This is a genomic window from Streptomyces sp. WM6372 (assembly GCF_001279655.1).
Taxonomy (GTDB): domain Bacteria; phylum Actinomycetota; class Actinomycetes; order Streptomycetales; family Streptomycetaceae; genus Streptomyces.
In genome coordinates this window covers 42,078-65,001 of sequence record NZ_LGDB01000182.1, presented here as the reverse complement: position 1 = coordinate 65,001, position 22,924 = coordinate 42,078, and the positions used below count along the sequence as shown (strand labels likewise).

Annotated in this window: 17 protein-coding genes and 1 pseudogene; 15 read left to right on the top strand and 3 right to left on the bottom strand. The window is 68.5% G+C overall.

The window, feature by feature from the left end; all coding sequences use genetic code 11:
- The first annotated feature begins 2 nt into the window (after positions 1-2).
- From ADK52_RS17470 to ADK52_RS17425, 11 genes and pseudogenes are all read left to right on the top strand, one after another.
- On the top strand, positions 3-335 hold the full coding sequence (locus tag ADK52_RS17470; protein ID WP_119097180.1) for a hypothetical protein: 333 nt from the start codon (positions 3-5) through the stop codon (positions 333-335).
- Positions 335-2,041 carry a non-ribosomal peptide synthetase gene (locus ADK52_RS17465; protein ID WP_053690745.1) on the top strand — a complete coding sequence of 569 codons (1,707 nt, stop codon included), beginning with the start codon at positions 335-337 and terminating at the stop codon, positions 2,039-2,041. The genes ADK52_RS17470 and ADK52_RS17465 overlap by 1 nt, the downstream gene beginning before the upstream one ends.
- Entirely contained in the window at positions 2,041-2,769 is a 729-nt protein-coding gene (locus ADK52_RS17460; RefSeq protein ID WP_053690744.1) for a hypothetical protein, read from the top strand. The genes ADK52_RS17465 and ADK52_RS17460 overlap by 1 nt, the downstream gene beginning before the upstream one ends.
- A complete protein-coding gene (locus ADK52_RS42390) occupies positions 2,751-2,918 on the top strand; it encodes a hypothetical protein (RefSeq protein ID WP_159045965.1) in 168 nt (55 codons plus the stop codon). Before ADK52_RS17460 ends, ADK52_RS42390 begins: the two co-directional genes overlap by 19 nt.
- Positions 2,915-3,652, top strand: coding sequence for a 4'-phosphopantetheinyl transferase family protein (locus ADK52_RS17455; RefSeq protein ID WP_053690743.1), 738 nt, complete (start codon positions 2,915-2,917; stop codon positions 3,650-3,652). The genes ADK52_RS42390 and ADK52_RS17455 overlap by 4 nt, the downstream gene beginning before the upstream one ends.
- 124 nt (positions 3,653-3,776) lie before the next feature.
- Positions 3,777-5,099, top strand: a complete 1,323-nt coding sequence (locus ADK52_RS17450) for a condensation domain-containing protein (RefSeq protein ID WP_053690742.1) — start codon at positions 3,777-3,779, stop codon at positions 5,097-5,099.
- Between the two features lie 36 nt (positions 5,100-5,135).
- Entirely contained in the window at positions 5,136-5,351 is a 216-nt protein-coding gene (locus tag ADK52_RS17445; RefSeq protein ID WP_053690741.1) for an MbtH family protein, read from the top strand.
- Positions 5,348-6,100: a thioesterase II family protein gene (locus ADK52_RS17440; RefSeq protein ID WP_063783868.1), complete on the top strand. Its 753-nt coding sequence runs from the start codon at positions 5,348-5,350 to the stop codon at positions 6,098-6,100. Before ADK52_RS17445 ends, ADK52_RS17440 begins: the two co-directional genes overlap by 4 nt.
- 55 nt (positions 6,101-6,155) lie before the next feature.
- Positions 6,156-9,596, top strand: coding sequence for a non-ribosomal peptide synthetase (locus tag ADK52_RS17435; RefSeq protein WP_053690739.1), 3,441 nt, complete (start codon positions 6,156-6,158; stop codon positions 9,594-9,596).
- Between the two features lie 25 nt (positions 9,597-9,621).
- A complete protein-coding gene (locus ADK52_RS17430; RefSeq protein ID WP_234343921.1) occupies positions 9,622-10,197 on the top strand; it encodes a cysteine dioxygenase family protein in 576 nt (191 codons plus the stop codon).
- A gap of 415 nt (positions 10,198-10,612) precedes the next feature.
- Positions 10,613-13,267 (top strand): annotated as a pseudogene (locus tag ADK52_RS17425) (amino acid adenylation domain-containing protein); the annotation flags it as partial.
- Positions 13,268-13,453: 186 nt separating this feature from the next.
- Here ADK52_RS17425 and ADK52_RS17420 read toward each other — a convergent pair.
- The 3 genes from ADK52_RS17420 to ADK52_RS17415 all read right to left on the bottom strand — a co-directional run bounded on the left by ADK52_RS17420 (position 13,454) and on the right by ADK52_RS17415 (position 16,169).
- Positions 13,454-14,758, bottom strand: coding sequence for a condensation domain-containing protein (locus tag ADK52_RS17420; protein WP_159045964.1), 1,305 nt, complete (start codon positions 14,756-14,758; stop codon positions 13,454-13,456).
- Entirely contained in the window at positions 14,751-14,873 is a 123-nt protein-coding gene (locus ADK52_RS44495) for a hypothetical protein (protein WP_267887268.1), read from the bottom strand. The genes ADK52_RS17420 and ADK52_RS44495 overlap by 8 nt, the downstream gene beginning before the upstream one ends.
- A gap of 99 nt (positions 14,874-14,972) precedes the next feature.
- A complete protein-coding gene (locus tag ADK52_RS17415) occupies positions 14,973-16,169 on the bottom strand; it encodes a MalY/PatB family protein (RefSeq protein WP_053690736.1) in 1,197 nt (398 codons plus the stop codon).
- Between the two features lie 581 nt (positions 16,170-16,750).
- Between ADK52_RS17415 and ADK52_RS17410 the strand changes: the two genes are divergently transcribed.
- The 4 genes from ADK52_RS17410 (at position 16,751) to panD (ending at position 22,880) form a co-directional block, all read left to right on the top strand.
- Positions 16,751-19,099 carry a non-ribosomal peptide synthetase gene (locus ADK52_RS17410; protein WP_159045963.1) on the top strand — a complete coding sequence of 783 codons (2,349 nt, stop codon included), beginning with the start codon at positions 16,751-16,753 and terminating at the stop codon, positions 19,097-19,099.
- 898 nt (positions 19,100-19,997) lie between these two features.
- A complete protein-coding gene (locus ADK52_RS17405) occupies positions 19,998-21,965 on the top strand; it encodes a B12-binding domain-containing radical SAM protein (RefSeq protein WP_199828518.1) in 1,968 nt (655 codons plus the stop codon).
- A gap of 247 nt (positions 21,966-22,212) precedes the next feature.
- A complete protein-coding gene (locus ADK52_RS44800) occupies positions 22,213-22,452 on the top strand; it encodes a hypothetical protein (protein WP_182508770.1) in 240 nt (79 codons plus the stop codon).
- The gene (panD, locus tag ADK52_RS17395; protein WP_078988401.1) at positions 22,437-22,880 is read left to right on the top strand and encodes an aspartate 1-decarboxylase; all 444 of its coding nucleotides are present in this window, start codon (positions 22,437-22,439) and stop codon (positions 22,878-22,880) included. The genes ADK52_RS44800 and panD overlap by 16 nt, the downstream gene beginning before the upstream one ends.
- Positions 22,881-22,924 lie beyond the last annotated feature (44 nt).

Below are 22,924 nucleotides of genomic sequence, written 5' to 3'. Positions count from 1 at the left end.
GGATGACACGAGTGACGAGCGGCTCCCCGGAGTCGGCGGAGCGCGGGCTGATCCACGAGGCGGTGAGCCAGCCCGCCCTGCGGCACCCCGAGCGGACCGCGCTGCGGCAGGGCGACGTCAAGGTGACCTACCGGGAGCTGCATCTGGCGAGTGAAGAACTCGCCGTCGACCTCCACGCGGCGGGCGTCGGCCCGGGCGCCATGGAGGGATGGGGCCCACTGCTCATCGGTGGGGAGCGGGTGTCGCAGCATCACGTCCGCCAGTTCCTCACCCACCAGGATCACCGGGTCGACAGGGACGTGGAACTGCTTGCCGGGGATAGGAGTGGTCTTTGATGCAGGGCATCGTGAACGAACGGACGGTGGTCCGGATGCTCGGCGCGATCGTCGACGCGCATCCGGACGTGGTTGCGATCGAGTGCGGCGAGCAGAAGCTCACCTACCGTCAGTTCTGGGACGCGGCTGCCGCGGTGGCCGGACGCATACGGCAGGCCGAGGGCCACCCGAGCGGTTGCCTCGTCGGTCTGCTCTTCGAGCGCGGCATCGAGGGCATCGTGGCGCAGCTCGGAAGCTGGCTCGCGGGTGCCGCGTACCTGCCGCTCGACCCGGCGCTGCCGGACGGCCGGCTGGAGGCGATCCTGCACGACGCCCGGCCGGTGGCCGTGCTCGCGCAGGAGGGGCTCGCCGGACGGGTGCCCGCGGGTGTTCCGGTACTCGACAGCACCGGCGCGGCCCCGGCGCCGGTGTCGCCGGCCCCGCTGGCCTACGTCATCTACACCTCCGGTTCGACCGGTACGCCCAAGGGCGTCGAGGTCGGCCACGCGGGCCTGGCGAACCTGGTGTCCTGGCACGGGGAGACCTACGGCACCCGGCCCGGGGTGCGGGTCGGAGCCTTCGCCGGGCTGGGGTTCGACGCCACGGTCTGGGAGGTCTGGGCGGCGCTCGCCAGCGGGGCGACGCTGGTGCTGCCGACCGAGCGGCTGATCGTCGACAGCGGGGTGATCGCCGAGTTCATCGAGCGGAGCGCCATCACGCACTGCTTCCTGAGCACCCCGCTCGCCGAGCAACTGTTCGCCCTCCCGGTCCCGCCCGTCGGCCTGGCCGTCCTGCTGACCGGCGGGGACCGTCTTCGGGTGAGCCCGCCGGCCGGCTTCCCCGCCGCGGTCTTCAACCACTACGGGCCGACCGAGGCCACCGTGGTGACCACTGCCAGCGGGGACCTGCGCCACTGCCGCACCGAGGGCGCGCCGGTGATCGGACGTCCCATCGCCGGCGCGAAGGTCCGGCTGGTGGATGCCGACGGGGCCGAGGTCACCGAGCCCGGTGTGCCCGGGGAACTGCTGATCGGAGGCGATGTCCTGGCCTTCGGCTACCGGGGCGACCCGGAGCTCACCGGCCGCAAGTTCGTCGCCGACCAGGACGAGAACCGCTGGTACTCCTCCGGCGACCTCTGTCGCCGGACGGCCGACGGCGAGCTGGAGTTCATCGAGCGGCGGGACGCCCAGGTCAGCATCCGCGGTCACCGGGTGGAGCCGACCGAGGTCGAACAGGAGATCCTGGCTGTTCCCGGAGTGGACCAGGCGGCCGTCGTCCACGTGCCGGACCATGACGGCGGATCGCTGCGCGCCTTCTTCTGCGGCGAGGCCGAGCCGGGCGACATCCGCGCCGCACTGACCGGTCGGCTGCCCGCGTACATGCTCCCCACCGGGTTGCACCGGCTCGTCGCGATGCCGCTGACGCCCAACGGCAAGATCGACCGGACGGCCCTGCCGGACACTCCGGTCGCAGCCGCGGCCGAGCCCTCCGCCCTCGGCGCCACCGAGGCGCGGATCGCCGAGATCTGGTCTGAGCTGACCGGGAACCTCCCCCGCTCCGGGGACAGCTTCTTCGAGATCGGTGGGCACTCCCTGATCGCCGCCCGGGCGGTGTCCCGGACGCGTGAGCAGTTCGGCGTCAAGATCGGGCTGCAGGCCATCTTCAACCATCCGGTCCTCGCGGACTTCTCCGCCGAGGTCGACGAAGCCGTCAGGAGTGCACAGTGATGCAGGACCAACGGCCACTCGTGATACTGGAGTTCGGGAACGAGGTGCCCCGCAGGACCTTCGGCGGCATCCTGCCCGACGGTTGGCAGGAGCGGACCCTCAGGATCGACCCCTTGCACTACCCCGGCCTCGCCGACCGAGTCGTCGGGACGGCTGAGCAGGCCGCCCACTGGGCCGAGCGGATCACCGCCGCCGGGCCGCTCCCGGTCGCGGTGCTGGCCTACTGTTCGGCCGTCGGCCTGGCCTCGGCGCTGGTGGAGGCGCTGCCGGGGCCGGACGTCCCGCTCATCGTGCTCGACCCGGCACCGGCCGATCCCAAGGCTCCTCAGGAACTGCTGGACGACCTCGCCCTGGCCATGGACGAGTCCGCCGAGGTGCCATCGATCACCGGCCTGCCGTCCGGTGACGCGCTCACCCTGGCCGGCTCCTTCCTGCTCTCGGTGATCGTCGGCTGCTCGCCCGGGCTCGACGAGGAGATCCTGGTCGAACTGACCAAGGGGCAACGGGCCTGGCTCAGCTTCACTCTGACCGCGGCGGTGCCCCCGGAGGCCCCGCCGGCTCCCACCCACGTCCTGCTGAGCAAGGCGCTCGACTGGTCGGGCTCCGGGGTGGTGCACCGGGTCGACGTGACGGCGGCGGAGCTGTTCCACGCGCCTGCTGTGAAGGTCCAGCTCACCAACCTGCTGGCCACCGGGGAGAAGGAAGAGCCGTGCAGCCTTCCCTCGTAGAGCGTGACGCCGACGCCCCCTTGGTGGCGGCCCGGCCGGCCGGCGCCGTGCGGGGCGCCTCCGGGGTCAAGATCTCCCCGCAGCGGATCCACGAGCGAGTGGAAGCGGTGGAAGCCGGGATGGCCGAACGCGACGGGGCCGCCTCGTGATTACCCTCCTGCCGCCCGGTGTTGAGGTCGAGGAGGCGTACGGTGACCTGCCCGACGCCTCGCTGCAGCCGGGGGAGGCCGAGGCGGTTGCCCGGTCACCGGTCGCCAGGCGCCGCGAGTTCGCCACCGTCAGGCACTGTGCCCGAACCGCTCTCGGTCGGCTTGGCATCCCCCCGGCCCCGATCCTCCGCGGCGCGGCGGGGGCACCGCAGTGGCCGTCCGGCGCGGTCGGCAGCATGACCCACTGCTCGGGCTACCGGGCGGCCGTGGTCGCCCGGACCGGGGCATTCCGCTCCCTCGGCATCGACGCGGAGGTCCACCAGCCGCTGCCCGACGGGGGCCTGCGCCTGATCACGTCGGAAGCCGAACGGCGCCACCTCGCGGAGCTCCTCCGCCGGGACGCGGAGGTGCACTGGGACACGTTGCTCTTCGCCGTCAAGGAGAGCGTTTACAAGGCGTGGTACCCCCTGGGCGGGGTCGTGCTCGACTTCGTCGACGCCGAAGTCGTCCTCGACCCGGAGAACGGGACCTTCACCGCCCGGCTGTTGGCTTCGGAGTCGACGGCCGACAAGGCCGGCCCGGTCTTCTTCGAGGGGCGGTGGCGGGTGGCGGACGGGCTGGTCCAGGCCGCGAGCGCCGTTCTGGGGCGGATGTGCACGTCCGGCCCGTCCAGTGAAATACGGGTAAATGGGAATCTTGACAGAGCGATGGGAATCGAAAGAAGGTCTCTCTGAATTGGTCTCGTCGGTCCGGGCATTTTGTAAGTCGTTGATTTGAAGATTGGCTGGCCAAGTGGAAGACCCCTGCGATTTCGAGGGTGATAGGGCCTGGTTCGAACTGTGGAACGGTCAAAGCGGCTTGTGGCTCCAGCATCAGCTGGACGAGAGCCGGGCGGAAGCCAACCTTCCGTACTGGCAGCACTTGTACGAGGCGGTGGACATCGACGCCGTCCGCCGTGCCGCAGCCTTCCTGATGGAGCGGCATCAAGCGCTGCGGCTGTCCTTCCGGGACACTCCAGAGGGTCCGCGCCAGCGTGTCCTGCCTGATTTCGAGCTGGACGTGCCGCTCGTCGACCTGACCGGCACGGCTGATCCGACGGCCGAACTGAATCGGCTCGTCCGGGCCGAGAACGCGACCCCCTTCGACGAACTCGCCACCCCGCCGGTGCGGCTCAAGGTGTTCAAGTTGGCTGCCGACCACCACTGCCTCTACGTGAACGCGCACCACATCATCACGGACGGCACCAGTATGGGCATCTTCATACGCGAACTGCTGCTCTGCTACCGGGCTTTCGCCGCAGATGGAGAGCCGGAGCTGCCCCCACTCCCGACGACCTACGACGCCTTCGTGCGGGGTCGGCGGGAGTGGCTGGCGAGCGACCAGAGCAAGGCCATGGAGGAGTACTGGCTCGACCAGCTGGCCGCCCCGCTGCCGCGGCTGCGCATCGGGGACTTCGATGCGCCCACCGATGCGGTGGTGAACGAGATGCTGGAGTTCGACGTCGAGGCCGACACGGCCGCAGGGCTGGCGGCACTGGTCAAGAAGCTGCGCGTCACGCCGCACATCCTGTTGCTCAGCGCCTACGCGGTCGCGTTGCGAGACATCAGCGCCGACGACGACATCGTGGTCTGCGTCCCGTTCTCCGGCCGGGACACCAAGGAGCTGGACGGCGTGTTCGGCAGTTTCGTCAACCCGCTCTCCGTCCGGGTGCGGATGTCGGGTGCGGACACCTTCGAGGAGGTCGTGCGCCGGACCAGGGCCGTGAGTGTCGGCGCCTATGCGCACAGCCGTTATCCGTTCACCTTGCTGCTCGAGAAGCTCGATGTGGTATCCCGGCCCGGCCGGAACCCGGTCTTCTCGACCTCCTTCCAGTTCGCGGACTTCCTGCCCCCAGCCCGGCAGACCTCGCAGCTCGACCTCTGCCTGTTCGGCAAGCCGGACGGCGACCGGCTCAGTCTGCGGCTCAACTACAACTCCCGGCGGCTGGCGAAGTCCGAGGCCGAGGAGGTCCGGTCGGCCTTTCTGGCCGTCCTGCGGACGGTCGTCGAGGACGCGACGGTCTCGCTGGCCGCCCTTGCGGAGCCGCTGGCGCGGGCCCGGCGGGCGGCGCGGACCGTACCCGCCGGCCGTCGCCGGCTGGGGGCGCTGCGAGCCTCCCGGCCTGGGACGCCGAACGCCTGAGCCCGTATTCCGCCATCTCACCGAAAGGAAGGACCCATGGACGGACAGCGTGACGACGACGGCTATGTCGTGGTGATCAACTCCGAGGAGCAGTACTCCATCTGGCCGCAGGGCCGCGAGCTGCCCGCCGGCTGGCGGGAGACGGGCGAGCGGGGCTCGAAGGAGGCCTGTCTCGCGCACGTCGATGAGGTGTGGACGGACATGCGTCCGCTGACCCTGCGCCGGGAGATGGCGGGCGGGACCGGCCGATGAGGGTGACGGTCAGGCCGCTCGCCGAGCGGCCTCAGGCGGCCACGCGGCTGTTCTGCTTCCCGTACGCCGGCGGCGGTGCCTCGGTGTTCCGCGACTGGGCCGCCGGCCTGCCCGCCGAAATCGAGCCGTGGTCGGTACAACTTCCGGGCAGAGAAGACCAGTTCGTCGATCCGCCGTTCGACCGGATGGGTGCGCTGCTCAACGCCCTGGTGCCCTCGGTCATTCCGCACCTGGACCGTCCGTTCGCATTCTTCGGACATAGTATGGGCGCCTTGGTGGCCTGGAGCCTCACCCGCACCCTGCAGCGGATGGAGATCGGCTCACCCACCCGGCTGTTCGTCTCGGGGTGCGTACCGCCCCAAGCCCGGGCGGAGACCGCACACCACGCCGGTCCGGACGAGGAGCTGATCGGGAAACTGCGCTCCTGGTCCGCGACACCGGAAGCGGTTCTGGCGGACCCGGAACTGATGCGCCTGATGCTCCCGGTGATCCGGGCCGACCTCGCGGTGGTCGAGACCTACCGGTTCACCGGCGGGCCGCTGCTGACCTGCCCGGTCACGGCGTTCGGCGGGACCGAGGACGATCCCGCGGGCATTGCGGCGATGCCGCGCTGGGGCGAGCTCACGGCCGGCGGCTTCGACCTGCGGATGTTTCCCGGCGGCCACTTCTTCCTGCACTCCGCCCGTCCGGCCGTGCTCGCCGAGATCGCCGGGCGGCTCGCTGCCGTGCCCTGGCAGAACGGTCACTGACCCGAAGCCCTTCGAAACAACCATCCTCTCGATTGACGGATTTAGGTGGAACGACATGTCGCAGCGGTCCGTGATGGACGTCGTCTCGGATGTGTGGACGGCTGTCCTGCACACCGAGATATCCGGTCCTGACGCCAATTTCTTCGCGCTGGGCGGAAATTCACTGCAAGGTGCCAGAGCGATCAGCCGGCTGCGCGAGGAGCTGGGCATCCGGATTCCGCTCAGCGTGCTCTTCGATGCACAGACCCTCGTCGAGCTGACCGCGGCCATCGAGGCGATGCGGGAGACGGAGCCCGGGGCGGAACAGACCATCGAGCCGTTCGAGGGGCGCTCGGGCGAGGTTTTCCACGCGCCCACCTCGTTCACCCAGCAGCGGCTGTGGGTCGACGAGCACATCCAGGGGCCGGGCTCCCGCTACAACATCCCGGTGGCGAACGAGCTGGTGGGCCCGCTCGACATCACGGCCCTGGGGCAGGCCGTCCAGGAGCTGGTCGACCGGCACGAGGTCTTCCGCACCACCATCAAGGCGGTCGACGGCATCCCCGAGCAGGTGATTCAGGCCAAGGCCGAATTGCCGCTGACCGTGGTCGACCTCCGGGACGAGCCGGAGGAGAAGCAGGAGCAGGTTCTGGCCGGTCTGCTCCTCGACTCCGCCCAGCGGCCGTTCGACGTGGAGCGGGGGCCGCTGCTCCGGGTCGAGCTGTACCGGCTGGACGAGGACTGGCACGTGCTGCTCATCAACCTGCACCACATCATCACCGACGTGTACTCCTTCGAACTCGCCATGGCCGAGCTGCTGGAGCTTTACGCCGCCGCCGACGACGGCGGGATCCCGGCGGCCGTGAAGCCGCCGGTGCAGTACGCCGACTACGCCGCCTGGCAGCGGCGCACGGTCACCGGGACCACGCTTGAACGCCAACTGGACTACTGGAAGGACCGGCTGCGCGGTCCGCTGCCCGTGCTGGACCTTCCGACCGATCTGCCGCCCCGGGAGACCACCACGAGCCACGGGGCGTCGGTGGACATCGAGCTGCCCCGAGCGGTGTCGCGTAGGATCCGCGAGCTGTCCAGGGAGCACAACGCCACTCCGTTCATGACCATGTTCACGCTGCTCAACGTGCTGCTCAGCCGGTACAGCGGTCAGACGGACATCGTGGTCGGCATCCCCAGCGCCAACCGGGATCTGCCGGAGCTCGAGTCCATGATCGGGTGCTTCCTCAACACCCTTGCCGTGCGCAGCGACCTGTCCGGCGACCCGACGCTGGCCGAGCTGCTCGGCCGGGTCCGGGGCAGGATCCTGGAGGCCTTCGCCCACCAGGACGTCCCCTATGAGCGGGTGGCCAACGCGGTCTCGACCGACCGTTCCTCCCGGCAGGGGCCGTTCCGGGTCATGTTGGCGTACCAGCACGAGGTCCCGGCGCCGGAGCTGGCCGGGATCACCGTCAGCGACGTCGAGTTGGGCCTGAGCCTGAAGGCGGTCAAGTTCGACCTGGTGTTCCGAGTCGTCGAGACCGAATTCACGTACCGGCTCGCGGTCGACTACAACACCGACCTGTTCCTCGAGGACAAGGCCTGGCGCATCCTCGACCACCTGGCCGTGCTCGCGGCCGACGCGGTGGCCGCTCCCGCCAAGCGCCTCTCCGAGCTCACCATCCTTCCCGAGGAGGAGCGTCGTCAGCTCAAGGAGTGGTCCACCGCCGGCTGCGGCCCTTACCCCACGGACCTCTTCCTGCACCGGCTGTTCGAGGCTCAGGCGCTCAGGACCCCGGACGCGGACGCGGTGGAGAGCGGCGACGAGCGGGTCAGCTACCACGAACTCGACGGCAGGGCCTCTCGGTTGGCCGACGAGCTGACGGCGCGCGGCATCGGCACGGACGATCTGGTCGGCCTGTGCGCGGACCCTTCGGTGGACCTCATCGTCGGCATTCTCGGCATCCTGAAGTCCGGTGCCGCCTACGTGCCGATCGATCCGCTCGCACCCGTCGACCGGATGTCCTACGCCGTCGCGGACAGCGGGATGAAGATCCTGGTCACCACCCCGGAGCTGCGGGACCAGCTGCCGACGGCCGTCTTGGAGAGCGTGGACGTGGTGAGCACCGCGCAGGACGGCGCGCGGGGCGGCGCCCCGGGGTCGGCGCTGCACCCCTCGCAGCTGGTGTACCTGATGTACACCTCGGGGACCACCGGCCGGCCCAAGGGCGTCGGCCTGCCGCACACCGCGATCACCCCGTGGATCCAGTGGGCCCAGGACATCCGCCCGATCGGGCCCGGCACCCGGGTGGTGCACAACCTCTCCTACCACTTCGACTGGTCTGTCGAGCAAATGTTCCACGCGCTGACCGCGGGCGCCTGCCTGGTCATGCTGCCCCGTGAGGTCAAGGCCGACGGCCGGGCCACCGCCCGGTTCATCAACGAGCAGTCGATCCACATGCTGTACCTGACACCGACTCAAATGCGGGGCATCACCGACGCCGGCCTCGACATGCCGACGCTGCGGCACGTGTCCATGGGCGGCGAGAACCTGGACGCCGACCTGGTGGCGCGGACCCGTGCGGTCGTCTCCGCCGGGTGCGAGATCTGGAACGAGTACGGGCCGACGGAGACAGCGGGCGCGGCCCTGGTCGGCCGGATGGGCGACGAGCCGCTGGAGCGCAGCTCCATGCCGCTGGGTGAGTTGATCGCCAACGCCTCCTGCGCGGTGGTCGACCGCTGGGGGAACCTGCAGCCCATCGGCGTGCCCGGCGAGCTCTGGATCGGTGGTGACGGCGTCGCTCGCGGCTACCGCAACCAGCCGGCCCTGACCGCCGACCGGTTCGCCCCGGACCCGGCCCGGCCCGACCGACGCCTCTATCGGACGGGTGACCTGGTGCGCCGCCTGCCCAATGGGGAGATGGAGTTCCTGGGCCGGGTCGACAATCAGGTCAAGATCCGCGGTGTGCGGGTCGAGCTGGAGGAAATCGAATCGGTGCTGCGCGGCCACCCGGAGGTGGCGAACGCCGTGGTGGTCCTGGAGCCCGACCAGCGGCTGGTCGCCCACCTGGTCAGGACACCGGGCAGCGGGCTCGACGAGGCCGCGCTCCGTGCCCACCTCGCCCCGAAGCTGCCCATCGTCATGCAGCCGGCCGTGTTCATGTGGCTCGAGGCCATGCCGCTCTCCCCGACCGGCAAGGTGGACCGCCAGCGGCTGCCCCGACCCGAGCCGATTCCCGTGCTTCCGACGGCCGTGACGCCGCCGAGCACGGAGACGGAGCGCACCGTCGCGGCGGCCTGGGCGGAGGTGCTCGGGGTCGCCGAGGTGGACGTGCGGACCAACTTCTTCGAGGCCGGAGGGGACTCGTTCTCCCTGCTGGGGGTTGTCAGCCGACTGCGGGCCGAGTTCGAGCTGGACATCCCGGTGCGCGCCCTGGTCGACGCGCCGACCGTCGAGACGCTGGCCGAGCACATCGAGGCACTGCGCCGGGCGGCCTTCCGTCCGGCCGCAGCGCCCCTTCCGTAGCCGACCTGAGGAGAGGACGATCCGCGTGAGTGGACACCCCGAGAACAGGACCGCCCCGTCGCCACTGGCCCAGCTCCTCACCGACGTCCGCGCGGCGGTGCGGACGGGGGGCACCGACGACCCGAAGCAGACCGGTCGGCGCGTCGCGCGGGCCCTCGCCTCCCACCTGCGGAGCGAAGGCCTGCTGACGCCGGAGCAGCTGGAGCCGGACCGGCGGTCGTACCGGCAGCACGTCCTGCATGTGGAGCCCGACGGTACGTTCTCGGTCGTCGCGCTGGTATGGCTGCCGGGGCAGCGGACCGCCATTCACGATCACCTCGCCTGGTGCGTGACGGGCGTCCACCTCGGGGTCGAGGAGGAAACCCGCTACCACCTGATGGCAGACGAGGAGCAGCCCTATCTGGTCCCCGCCGGCGTCACGGCGAACGAAGCCGGAGCGGTGGACTTCATCGTTCCTCCGGGCGACATCCACGAGGTCCGGAACTCGGCCAGTCGCACCAGCGTGTCCATCCACGTGTACGGAACCGACCTGCGCAGGAGCGCTTCCAGCATCAGGCGCACCTACGATCTCCCGGTGCGGGCGGCGGAGCTCGTCGTCTGAGGCGGGGAGAAGAGGGAAGGCTCCGGGGACATCGTCGGAAGTGGGCTGGGGGCGGTCTCCGGGGAACGGTCCGGAAGGTGCAGCCGGCAACGTCCTCCGTCCGATCGGACGGCATGGGCGTCTGCATTGCCCACCGGCTGCAGACCGTGGACCTCGCGGACCGCGACGCCGTCCTGGAGGCCGGCTGCGTCGTCGAGTCGGGCACCCACGATGAGTCGGTCGGCGCGGGCGGACCTACTGTCGAGCTGTGGCGGTCGCGGAACGGCGAGAGCCGAGTCCCCGGCAAGCCATACGCACCTGCGGGTCCACCGTGGGGCGACGAATCTTTCTCGGCCTCGTCGGTGCCTGTCCCGGTCCGACGGTCAGTTCGACAACGATGGGAAGTGACGTCATGAGCGACACAGCGGCTCACGACATGGCGGCAGAGACTCTGCCCGATCTGTTTGCGGCCCAGGTGGCCCGTACCCCTGACGCCGTCGCGCTCGTCGGCGCCGACGCATCTCTCACGTACGCCGAGCTGGATGCCAGGGCCGGCCGACTGGCGCGGTTGCTCATGGCCAAGGGGGCGGGGCCCGAAACGATCGTGGCGGTCGCGGTGCCGCGGTCCGTGGAACTCCTGGTCGCCCTCTACGCGGTGCACAAGGCCGGGGCCGCGTATCTTCCGGTCGATCCGCTGCTGCCCGCCGAGCGTGTACGGGAGATGACCGAGGACGCACGGCCCGTGCTGATGCTCGACAGCGAGGACGTCCGGCGGATGTCGGAGGAGGGCGCGCCCGAGACAGACGAGACCGGGTGGCCCTCGCTGCACCCGTCGAACACCGCCTACGTCATCTTCACCTCGGGATCCACCGGCCGGCCCAAGGGGGTGGCCGTGTCACACGAGGCCATCGTCAACCGCCTGCGCTGGATGCAGGCGGAGTATCCGCTGGGCCACGACGACCACGTCCTGCAGAAGACCCCCGCCGGATTCGACGTCTCCGTGTGGGAGTTCTTCTGGCCGCTGTGCGTCGGTGCGCGCCTCGTCCTGGCCGGGCCGGACGAGCACCGGGATCCCGCCCGGATCGCCGAGCTGATCCGGGCGGAGCGGATCACGACCGTGCACTTCGTCCCGTCCATGCTGCGACACTTCCTCGAAGAGCCGACGGCGACCCAATGCGAGTCGCTGCGGCGGGTGTTCGCCAGCGGCGAGGCGCTCTCGGCCGATCTGCGGTCACGGTTCCTCCGCCTCCTGAACGCCGAACTGCACAACCTCTACGGGCCCACCGAGGCTACGGTGGATGTGTCCTACTGGCGCTGTGGCCCCGGCGACCCACCCGGCCCGGTACCGATCGGTGCCCCGGTGCGGAACACCCGGCTGTACGTTCTGGACGAGCAACTGAACCAGGCCGCGCCCGGGGTGGCTGGCGAGCTCTACATATCGGGTGTCCAGCTGGCCCGGGGGTACGTCAACCGACCGGCGCTGACAGCAGCGCGATTCGTCCCCGACCCCTACGGCCCCGAAGGCAGTCGGATGTACCGAACCGGGGATCTCGCCCGGCGGGACCCTGACGGGGTCCTGCACTACCTGGGCCGCAACGATCACCAGGTCAAGGTGGGAGGCGTGCGCATCGAACTCGGCGAGATCGAAGCGACGTTGGCCCGGCACGCCGCGGTCGCCGACGCGGTGGTGGCCGCGAGGCCCGACGAGGCCGGCGAGACGCGGCTGACCGCCTACCTCGTACCCGATCCCGACGAGGCCGCCGCGCTGCGGAACCTGTGCCGCCTTGAAGAGGCGGGGCTCCTCGACCGGAAGGACCTGCAAACCCTGCCGAACGGCATGGCCGTCGTCGCGTCCAACCGGTCGGAGGCGGACTTCCTGTACCGCGAGATCTTCGAGGAGGGCGAGTATCTGCGGCACGGGATCACGCTGCCCGACACCGGCGCCTGCGTCTTCGACGTGGGCGCGCACATCGGGTTCTTCTCGCTCGCGGTGGCCCGCTCCCGGCCCGGCAGTGTGGTCCATTCGTTCGAGCCGATTCCGCAGCTGTTCCGCATGCTCGAACTCAACACCCGGCTGCACGGAGTAGACGCCAGGCTGTTCCCGTGTGGCCTCGCCGAAGCGGCGGGTACGGCGTCGTTCACCTACTATCCGCAACTTTCGATCATGTCGGGGCGATTCGGTGACATCGCCGAGGAGCGCGGTGTCCTGGAGGCCTTCGTCCGCAACGAGCAGCCGATGCAGGATGCCCTTCCGCAGAGCGGTGCGGCGGATCTCGACGGTCTGCTCACAGAGCGGCTGCAACACACCGACGTGACCTGCGAGCTGCGCACGCTGTCGGACGTCATCGACGAGACGGGTGTGGAACGGATCGACCTGCTCAAGATCGATGCGGAGAAGAGCGAACGCGCGGTGCTTCTGGGTCTCCGTGAGGAGCACTGGGACCTGGTCCGCCAGCTGGTGATCGAAGCGCACAACGCCCCGGGCCGGATCGACTGGATCCGGGGCCAACTGGAGGAGCGGGGGTACCGGGTCACCGTCGACGGGCTGGCGATGCTCTCGGAGACCGGTCTGGTCACCCTCTACGCAGTCCGCGGCGGGCAGCGGCCGGCCTCCGGTGACGGGGAGAGCGCCGCAGCGGCGCACCGTGGGTCGGGTTGGTCGTCTCCGGATCTGTATGTCCAGGACGTGCGGCGAGAAGCGGAGCTCCGGCTCCCGCCACAGATGGTTCCGGACCACTTCGTGATCGTCGACGCGCTTCCCCTGACGGCCAACGGCAAGCTCGACCGGGCGGCACTCCCTGCGCCCCGGCGACGACCGACCGGGAGAACGGCCGCTCCGCGCGACACGACCGAGGTGCTGCTCTGCTCCTTGTTCGCCGACGTGCTTGCCGCACCCGGCATGGGGATCCATGACGACTTCTTCCAACTGGGCGGCAACTCGTTCGACGCGATCCGCCTGGTGGCCCGGATCCGTGAGGCGCTGGGTATCGGAGTGACCGTCCCGAGCCTGTTCAAGGCCCCCACAGTGGCCGCCTTCGCCGAACTGCTGGCCCATGGATCCGACGGAGCCCCGTTCTCGCTTGACGCATGACCCTGCCGCGCGTCGATGCTCGCCTGGTCACTGGTCAGGCCGCACATCACCGACGGGGACTTCCGAGACTTCGACCTCGGCGAGGGGGCTCCCGGTGGCTTGACCTCATCACCGCTGACGCCTAGCCGGCGGACAGTCCTGCCCCTACCGGTTCCGCTGCACCGGCTGCGACCTTGGACGTGGTGGTCATGCGGGAGCTTCCGAGGAGAAGGAGTGAGGCGTGGCTGACGTCGTGGCCGACGGGGCGATTTCGGCGAGTTGGCTGTCGAAGGCGCGCAGCAGATCACGGAGCCGCTGCGGCCAGGATCCGGTCAGCGGAGCCTGGACGATGCATTTCAGGGTCCCGTCGGGCAGTTCGCACACCTGGAGCTGAACCTCGGCGACCGCGCCGACCGGCGGCACCGGAACGGCGTGCATCCGCACCGGACCGGCCGCATGCTCGACGCGCCGCCAATTCTCGAAGGCGAATAGCGCCTGGTAGACGGGCATCCGACCGCCGGCGACCGTATGTACGGCCCGGACGATTTCGTAACGGGGCAGCGCCGAGCCCAGGATGCTCTCCCGCACGGCAGCCCAGACCCGCTCGACCACCCCGGGCCCGGACAGCTCGGGCATCCGCACCGGCAGGACGTTGATCAGGCAGCCGAGTTCGTCCTCCTGCCCGGCCGAGCGGGCGGCCACCGGTGTGCCGATGCAGAAGTCGGAGCCGCCGGTGATCTCGGCCAGAGCCCGGCCGTACGCGGCCAGCAGCACCGCGAAGGGTGAGCAGGCGCTGCGCCTGGCCCGGTCGCGCACCGCCTGCCAGGTGGTGGGCGGATATGTGGTTCGGAGCTCGGCCGACCCGCCCACGGCGAGCTCGTGCTGGTTCGGCGCCGGGCCGCCGTCCGGGGTAGGAAGGTCGGCCGCCCCAGCCAGCAAGGCGCGCCAGTGTGTGGCGAGTTCGGCGTGTTGCTCCGGTGTGAGTTCTGCGGCCTCCGGTCGTTCCAGTACGGGCAGATCGGTCGCGACGCCGTCGACGGCCCGTGCGTAGGCGCACGCCAGATCCGCGGCGAACACCTCCTGGGAGAGACCGTCGAAAGCGACGTGATGGACCGCCAGGAAGACGGTGGCGCCCTGTGCGTCCGGGGCGACTGCGGCCCTGTAGACGCGGCCCGCGGCGAGATCGAAGGTGTCGGCGTTCAGCAGGGTGGCGGCCGCCTCCTCGAAGCCGGTGCCGGCCCCGAGGCGCAGCAGCGGCTCTGCGACCGGCTCCGCGAGGACCTTGCGGACCACCTGCTCGTGCTCGAAGACGAAGGCGGTGCGCAGCGCCTCCTGGCGGCGCGCCACTGCCGACAGTGCTGCGTCGAGGGCAGGGAGATCGAGCGGGCCGTCGACGCGGACCTGGGCGAGGATCCAGCCGGCGTGGCTCGCCGGGTCGATCTGCTCACTGAGCCAGAACTGCATTTCCAGAGCGGAGGCCAGTTGGACCCGCACCGTCGCGTGGTTAGTCACAGGAAAGCTCCTTGTCCGCGCCTGCGGGGTTGTTGGTGCTGATCGGAACGTCTATGTCGCGCAGCTCGCGGTTGCGCAGGGCTATGAGGACCAAGACGAGGTAACTGGCACCCAAGGCGAGAAGCGTCCAACGCAGGCCGATGCCGGTGGATCGCCAGGACCGTCACCAGGATGCCGACCGGTGCGGCGCTCTCGATCGAGGCCAAGGCGGTTCTCAGTCACGTCCCCGCCGTCGCAACGCGGCGCTCATGCGTTCCAGGGTCTCTTCCAGGACCTGCGGGGACGTACCGAAATTGAGCCGTACGAATCCGTCGCCGCCAGCTCCGAAGGCCGGACCGGAGAAGAGGAGCACCTTGGCCTCGTCGCGGAAGAAGGGCATGGGGTCCGGACCGATCTCTAGCTGCCGGCAGTCGAGCCAGGCCAGGAAAGTGGCCTCCGGAGTCCGGCATCGGATGCTCTCCGGGAGCCGCTCGGCCAGCAGCCGCCGGTTCCGGTCCAAGATGGCCAGCACTTCGTCCAGCCAGGCATCGCCCGAGGTCCAGGCGGCCTTCAGTGCCTCGACCGCGAGCACTCCTACTTGGCCGAAAAGCAGCCCGCGCCGGGCGTCGACGGCATCCCGTACGGCCTGCGGTCCTATGTGCGCCACCGCGCAGCGGATCCCGGCGAGGTTGAATGCCTTGCTCCCCGAGGTGAGGGTGACGGTGCGGGCAGCGATTTCCGGACTGAGTGAGGCGAAGGGAGTGTGCTGGTGCGGGGCATGGGTCAGATCCGCGTGCACCTCGTCGGAGATCACCAACAGGTTGAACCTGAGCACGAGTTCCGCGAGTGACTCCAGTTCGTCACGGCGGAACACCCGGCCGGTGGGGTTGTGGGGGTTGACGAGGAAAAGCACACGGCAGCGCCCCGAGCCCGCGTCCGCCGCGGTCCGCTCCATGAGCGCGGGATCGAACTCCCACCCGTCCTCGCCCTCCTGGATCGGAACGGTCAGCGCCCTGCGGCCGATCCTCTCGATGACATCGACGAACGGCGGGCAAACGGGGCTGTGCAGAAGTACCGCATCGCCGGGGTCGGTGGCGACCTGGAGCGTCGCGAGCATCGCCTGGTTGATGTCCGTGAACAGCCGGACGTGCGTGGGATCAGGCCTGTGGCCGTACCGGTGCCGCGTCCGCTCGGCGAACAACTCGCCGAGCGGGCCACCGCGGCTCTCGTCGAACCATGAGGGGTAGCCGAGATCGCCGTCGGCGCGGCGCAGCAGGGCCCGGCGTATCGCGGGTGCGGTCGGAAAGTCCATGTCCGCGACCCAAGAGGACAGCATGCCGTCGCCCGCAGTAGCCCATTTCTCCCCGTCCCGCTGTGACAGGCGGCTCAGATCGAGGGAGTCGAGAGCAGCTGACGAAGTGTCGGCGTTCATAGTCCTGTTCCGTGTTGGTTGGATGGCACAGCGCTGTGCGGACCAATGTCGGTGCGGTGCCGCACGACGGAGAGGAGGCTCGTACGGAGAGGCTGCGGCAGGAAGCCGATCGCTCGGCGAACTCCTGCGGGTCCCCCTAGCCCTCCAGTCGCATCCCCACAGTCCTGTTGGGCCACAGGGGGAGTTCCCCGAGTACGTCGTGGTTGCCCTATGGGGGAGCACACAAGGTTATGCGGCAGCCTTCGGCCGCGACGTGTGATGTCGGCCATATTGCGGCGTTCGCAACACGCCGTTAATGTCGCCAACAGCGCCTTCCTCAGCCCGGATCAGACGCTGAGGCTGGTCGCTCGCAGAGCTCGGAGCTTCCTGGCCCGGCAGTCGGTGCGCACGTGCGCCCATCCGATATTCACAGTCGAATTACATCTGCGATGTCGAGAATCTGTGACAGGAGACAGGAATTGTCCTCCCATGCCGCCCAAATGCCTGCGGACCGGCCGCGTGGTGTCGACGCGCCCCGTTGCACGGGGGTAGTACGCCGAGACATTCCCGGTCTTTACAGCAGCGCCGTCAAGGATGTGGCGGTGTCCTGTGTGACCGCCCCGGAGAGCGTGCTGCTCGCCGGCTTAGCCGCGCTGCTGTACCGGTACTCCGGCCAGAACAAGGTTGAGTTCCACGTGCACCGCGAAGGAGGCGGGGACTCGCTGCTCCGCTTCTCCGTCACCGGGGAGAGCACGCTCCGCGAACTGACCAGTGCCGCCAGCACCGTGGCGGCCCCCGGGGCGGAGCCCGCGCGCATCGGCGTACGTTTCGGTGCGGACCGGACCGCCGAGGGCGATCAGCCGTACGAGGTCGAACTCGTGCTGCCTGTGGCCGAGGCGGAGTCCCGGTCGGCCGCTCTCCACTTCGACGAGCGGCTCTTCGAAACGGCGACCGGCGACCAGCTGCTCGCCCACTTCCAGAACCTGCTTGAGGACGGCGCGAACCGGCCGGACCAGGCGCTGGCGGATCTCGTGATTCTCACTGGGCCCGAGGTGCACCGGATCCTCATGGAATGGAACGACACCGCTGCCCAGCTGTCCCGCCAGGAAAGCTGTCTGCACGAGGCGTTCGAGGAGCGGGCCGCGCGGTCACCCGAGGCCGTCGCCGTGATCCAAGGAGCGACCCGGCTGACGTTCCAGGAGGTCAACGTCGCGGCGAACCGGCTGGCACACCATCTGAGGGACCTGGGCGTCGGCCCCGACGACCGCGTCGGCCTCTACCTTGAGCACTCGCCCGACCTTCTGATCTCGATGCTCGGGGTACTCAAGGCCGGCGGGGCCTATGTGCCGCTCGACCCCGCCTATCCGCAGGCCAGGGTGTCCACCATGATCACCGGTGCTTCCTGCGTGGCTCTGATCAGCCATAGCGAGCTCGCTGCCGCTCTGACCGGGGAGGACTCCGTACGGCAGGAACTCCTGGTGTTACTGGACCGCGAGACCGCCGCCCTGTCCGCTCAGCCCGATCACGATCCGAAGGCCCAGGCCGGGCCGGACAACCTCTGCTACGTCATCCACACTTCCGGTTCCACCGGTAAGCCGAAGCCGATCGCGCTGCGCCACCGGGGCGTGGTGAACAACATCGAGGACCTCAACTCCCGCTTCGCTGTGGGCATCGGCGACAGCGTCCTCGGCCTGTCATCCCAGAGTTTCGACATGTCGGTCTACGAATACCTCGGGATGACGGCGGCAGGCGGCACTCTCATCCTTCCCGTGCCCGGTCGGGCCAAGGATCCGGCGCACTGGGCCAAACTGGCGGGGGACCACGGCGTCACGGTGTGGAACACCGCACCGGCGCTGCTGGAACTGGTACTCGATCATGTCGAGCGTGGCGGGGGTGGCGAGCCCTCGCCGGTGAACGCACTGCGGCTGATCATGGTCGCCGGAGACTGGATCCCGCTGAAGTTGCCCGGACGTGCCCGCGGAGCCGCGCCCGATGCCAGGTTCATCTCCCTCGGTGGGGCCACCGAGGCCTCGATCTATTCGACGATATTCGAGGTCGAGGCCACCGAACCGACCTGGAGGAGCATTCCGTACGGGCGCCCGATGGCCAATCAGCGCACATACATCCTGGACGAGTCACTTCAACCCGTTCCGCCGCGCGTGACGGGCGAGTTGTACCTCGCCGGCGTCGGTCTCGCGCTTGGCTACTTGGACCAGCCCGCCCTGACCGCCGAGCGATTCATCGAGTGGACGCATGGCACAGTGGTCGACGAGCGGCTGTATCGCACCGGCGACTTGGCGAGGTTCGGTGCCGACGGACTGATCGAACTGATCGGCCGGACCGACCTTCAGGTGAAGATTCACGGGCTGAGGGTGGAGCTGACCGAGATCGAGTCCGTACTCCGCGACCATCCGCAGGTCAAAGAAGCGGCGGTGACCGCACAGACCGATGCTGTCGGGGTCCCGGTCCTGGTCGGATATGCCGTGCCGCGCGACGGCGAAGTCCTGGACCCGGAGGACATCCGCAGGAGCCTCGCGGCCAGCCTCCCGGCGCACATGGTTCCTGGCACTGTGCTCGTGCTGCCGGCCATGCCGCTGAGCCCCAACGGGAAGCTGGACCGCAAGTCACTTCCCACGGCCCCCTCACCGCACGAGGAGCGCCGTGGCGGGACGGTACCCGTGGGTGCCGAGCCCAGCAATCCGTGGGAGAAGCGGATCGCCGCGGCATGGCGGGACGTTCTGGGCATCGAAGCGATCCGGCGTGACGACGACTTCTTCGCCCTGGGGGGCGACTCGATGAAGGCCATGCGCAGTGCGGCGCAGGTGCCCGAGCTGACGTTGGTGGCTCTGTACCGCCACCCGACGCTGCAGAGCCTGGCCGCGTATCTCCAGGCCACGGCCGCTGTGCCCGTGGCGGGGACCTCTGACCCCGGGCAGAGCGGCGCAGCGTGACGGACAGGCCTGGTGGACAAGGGGTGGATGCAGCGCTGTCCGCCAGGCCCCGTCGGGCCTCAGCCAGTAGTCGAGCAGCGCACGGTCCGTGCCGGTGGAGGCGTTCCAGGGGTCGGCAGGCGTCGTCGCCGGCGGCGGCGAGGATCCTGGTCTTGGGCTGCGTGGGGTTCTTGCCCAGACGGACCTGACGGCGTAGCGGCGCTCCCAGTCCTCGTCGGCGGCCGGCTCGGCGGGCCAGATGCCCGGGTGTCCGTCGCGCGGGTGCCAGCCTGTGAAGTTCTCGTCGCACCACGGCCCGTACCGCCGGCGCCTCACCCACATCGCCGTCTTACAGCCCGGGTTGCTCGCCCGCGCGATCTGCGCGGTCAGAGAGGGGACTTGCTCACTGGAACGGGCACGGAGCGACGACGGACACCTCGACAACTGCTGCGGAACGTGAGCTCTTGTCCGTTTGTGGTTGAGGTGGGGGAAGGCCCACTGGTCGCGGGTGGGAGGTGGCCCGCAGGCGTCGTGGCGGGCGAACAAGCCTGGAACTGCCTGGCTCGGTCGTCCAGTTCGCGTTCACGGAAACCCTGGTCGAAGCCCTCACGCCGGCGTGCGCACGTGAATGAATGAGGAGTGATTCGGACGTGACATTTTAAGGCACGACCTAGTAAGGTCGAGTAAGATCAACGGGGAAATCGAGGTCGTGCCGGGTGGCCCCTCGATTGAAGAGCTGCTGGACCGCCAAAGGAATGCGGCCAGTCTCTGAGGATGTCCCAATCCGTGACGGATTGTGATGTGCCTTTCGGGAAGACAGAAGGACGGGCATTTCCTTCGATGGCCCGCCGGAGTAATTGCGTCATCGATGTCCGTGTTCGGGGATAAGATCCCGGAAGAACCAGAATCCGGAGGACTGATGGCCACGCACGCTATTCAGAAGATACATTCGGGGGGCGGCGGCATTCAGATGCATCGCCCCGGGGAAGTGTCCGATCTGGACGCGTTTCGGGAACGGCGTCTGACGCGCAGACGCGGGCTGTTAGATGACCTGGCGAGCGCGAAAACGGACACCCGCTATTTCCCTGTGCTGTCGGTACTGGCACCCGTCATGACCCAATCCGAGGGTGAAATCACCTATCCGGGCGACCCGATGTGTCTCTATACAGCGCTGAGTGCTGCCGTGCACCGTGCTGTGGCGGACGCCGGACCTCTGGAGGACGCCGTGCACTACAGCGACCTCGCGCCCGAGTGGACCCGGTTCCCGTCCAAGGAGTACCGGCTCTCCGCCAGTGATGACGGATACCGGTCCTACGGCACGTCACCCAACACCGACCAGACGGTGTTCGACCCCCGGGTCTGGGACGACGCCGCGCGCACGAGATGGCTGAGGCTACTGCGCGAGGTCCAGCCCAGGGTCGTGCTCATCAGCGCCGTGTCACCCGCGCATCGCTACGCGCTCGAAATCGCGAGGTTGGCCAAGTGTGAGGTCCCGGATGCCTTCGTGATACTCGGAGGCCGTCATGCGGACGAGACCATCACGTGCACCCCCGATGGCCAGGCGCTCGTGATCAAACCCAGCAGCACGGTGGCAGTCATTCAGGAGGGCAAGGCTCCCAGAGTGGTCGACGCTGTCGTCGGCGGCGAGGCCTACTTCGCTGTGGACCTGCTCATGCGGGCCCTTGCCCTTGCCACCGATCTCGACGGGCGTTGGGTGGACCGTGACCAGGTTCTGCCGTGCCTACAGGGGCTGCTCGCTGAAGAGGGTCCCGTGCCCGGCACGTCGGTCGTGGTCCTGGCGGCGGGGGAGACCTTCGACGCCGTTCCGCTCCGTGGCCCAACGATCGACCTCGCGTCTTTGCCATCGCCGTACGAGGCATTCGCGATCCGATCCCGATTTCCCATCTTCACTCGCCCTCGGACGGGGGAGGTGATGCGCACCGCGCACTTCATGGTGTCCAACGCCTGTCCGTACCGATGTAATTTCTGCTCCGAGTCGTCGCAACTTGGCTCTGGTCTCAAGCGGTTCAAGAACGATGCTATAGGTGCGGCGGCGGAGCGGGTCTGTGAGTACGTCAGCTACGGAGCCGAGTCGCTCTTCTTCGACGACTCCGTCTTCTGGAGCGGTCGTTATCGGGACATCGAGAATTTCTGCGAAGAGCTCAGCCGGATCCGCCGGGACGAGAGTGGGTCACTCGACCCGCGTTACCGCAGATTCGTTCGCGAGGAAGGCGATGTCCAGCGGCTGCGCGACCTCCAGTGGGGTGCTCAGCTGACCGTGGACACCCTCGTCGCGCTACATTCGGCTGAAGAGTCGTCAAAGATCCTGCGAAAGATGAAGGATGCCGGATGCAGCTACATCTACATAGGCATCGAGAGCATGTCGACGCAGGTCATGAACAACATCCACAAGAATATCCGCCGGGACGAACGTAAGCCCTGGAGGGAAAAGGTCAGGGAAGCTGCGGCCCTCGTCAAGGAGCAAGACCTGCAGCTGGGAACTTCCGTCCTTTTCGGCCTCGACGGTGAGACACGGGCCAGTATCGACGAGACCATACATGAGGTGGGCCGTCTCGTCGACGACAAGCTGATCGATCTGGCTAGCCCGAATATACTCACCTATCACCCCGCGACACCGGTCACGCGCGAGCACGGCATGCAGGACCAACTCGACTACCACTCCCCGCGCATCGACAACCGAAAGCCCTATATTTATTTCGAGGAAGCTTTTCCCGGTGTTGTCTCCGTCCTCCTCACCGAGGACGACATCTGGCACATTCACAGGGAGACCGAGAAACGCTGGGGTGGGGCCCGCAATGATGCTGCCGTAGTTACTGTCCAGGAAGAGCAATCCGACAGTCTCCAGCATGCCCACGCTGGACTATGACGACATCTCAAGGCTCCCAGAGGCCCCGGCATGGCTATGAGGGCTGAGTCGCCGGATGGCTTACGGGACTTGGCCACCCGGAGCCCCGTGACGGCTCGACCGCTGATTGGGCTACGCGACTCGATCGCTGCTGCAGGACAACGCCGGCGAGGTCGTCCGTGGGATCGATGTGTGCCGAGCTGGCGGGCGAGGACGTGGCCAAGTTCTGGGCCGGGGTCGATATCTGCGAAACGCACACCATGTCGTGGTGATCAACGAGGAGGACGAGTGGCTGCTGTCCCGCCGGATCGAGAACGACGAGACTGAACTGCCGGTGCTGATCGGCGATGTGCTGGCGATATCCGACGATGTGCTGTCATCAGGGGCGCGCTCCAAGCATCTGAGCCACCGGCCTGTTGACCAAGATCATAAGTACATACCGCAGCCGTTTCCCAGCTGCTGCCTGAACAGGAACGACGAGGATCAACCGCCGTGCATCGCACCATGATGAAGTCCAAGATCCACCGAGCCACAGTCACACAGGCCGACCTCCACTACGTTGGCTCGCTCACCATCAGCTCCGACCTCATGGAGGCCGCAGATCTACTGCCCGGCGAGAAGGTCGACATCGTCGACATCAACAACGGGTCCCGCCTCTCCACCTACGTCATCGAAGGGCCGAGGAACACAGGAATCATCGGCATCAACGGTGCCGCTGCGCGACTCATCAGCCCAGGAGATCTCGTCATCATCATCGCCTACGCGCAGGTATCTGATGAGGAGGCCCGCGACATGAAGCCCCATGTCGTCTTCGTTGACGAGGACAACCGAATCGTCAGTGCCGGCCATGACCCCGCGGAGGCCCCGCAGGGCAGCGGACTCCTGCGCGGCGACAGGATCGTTCCTCCTTCCTCTCAGGACGTGGCACGCCGGTAGAGCCGACTCGCTGGCGGACCTGGACTCTGCGGCCAGCGCCTGGA

Excerpts from the sequence above, each read along its gene's own strand:
- ADK52_RS17470 (WP_119097180.1), top strand. The coding sequence starts at position 3 with ATGACACGAGTGACGAGCGGCTCCCCGGAGTCGGCGGAGCGCGGGCTG.
- ADK52_RS17440 (WP_063783868.1), top strand. The coding sequence starts at position 5,348 with ATGAGGGTGACGGTCAGGCCGCTCGCCGAGCGGCCTCAGGCGGCCACG.
- ADK52_RS17445 (WP_053690741.1), top strand. The coding sequence starts at position 5,136 with ATGGACGGACAGCGTGACGACGACGGCTATGTCGTGGTGATCAACTCC.
- ADK52_RS17460 (WP_053690744.1), top strand. The coding sequence starts at position 2,041 with ATGCAGGACCAACGGCCACTCGTGATACTGGAGTTCGGGAACGAGGTG.
- ADK52_RS17405 (WP_199828518.1), top strand. The coding sequence starts at position 19,998 with ATGGCCACGCACGCTATTCAGAAGATACATTCGGGGGGCGGCGGCATT.
- ADK52_RS17415 (WP_053690736.1), bottom strand. The coding sequence starts at position 16,169 with ATGAACGCCGACACTTCGTCAGCTGCTCTCGACTCCCTCGATCTGAGC.
- ADK52_RS17435 (WP_053690739.1), top strand. The coding sequence starts at position 6,156 with ATGTCGCAGCGGTCCGTGATGGACGTCGTCTCGGATGTGTGGACGGCT.
- ADK52_RS17465 (WP_053690745.1), top strand. The coding sequence starts at position 335 with ATGCAGGGCATCGTGAACGAACGGACGGTGGTCCGGATGCTCGGCGCG.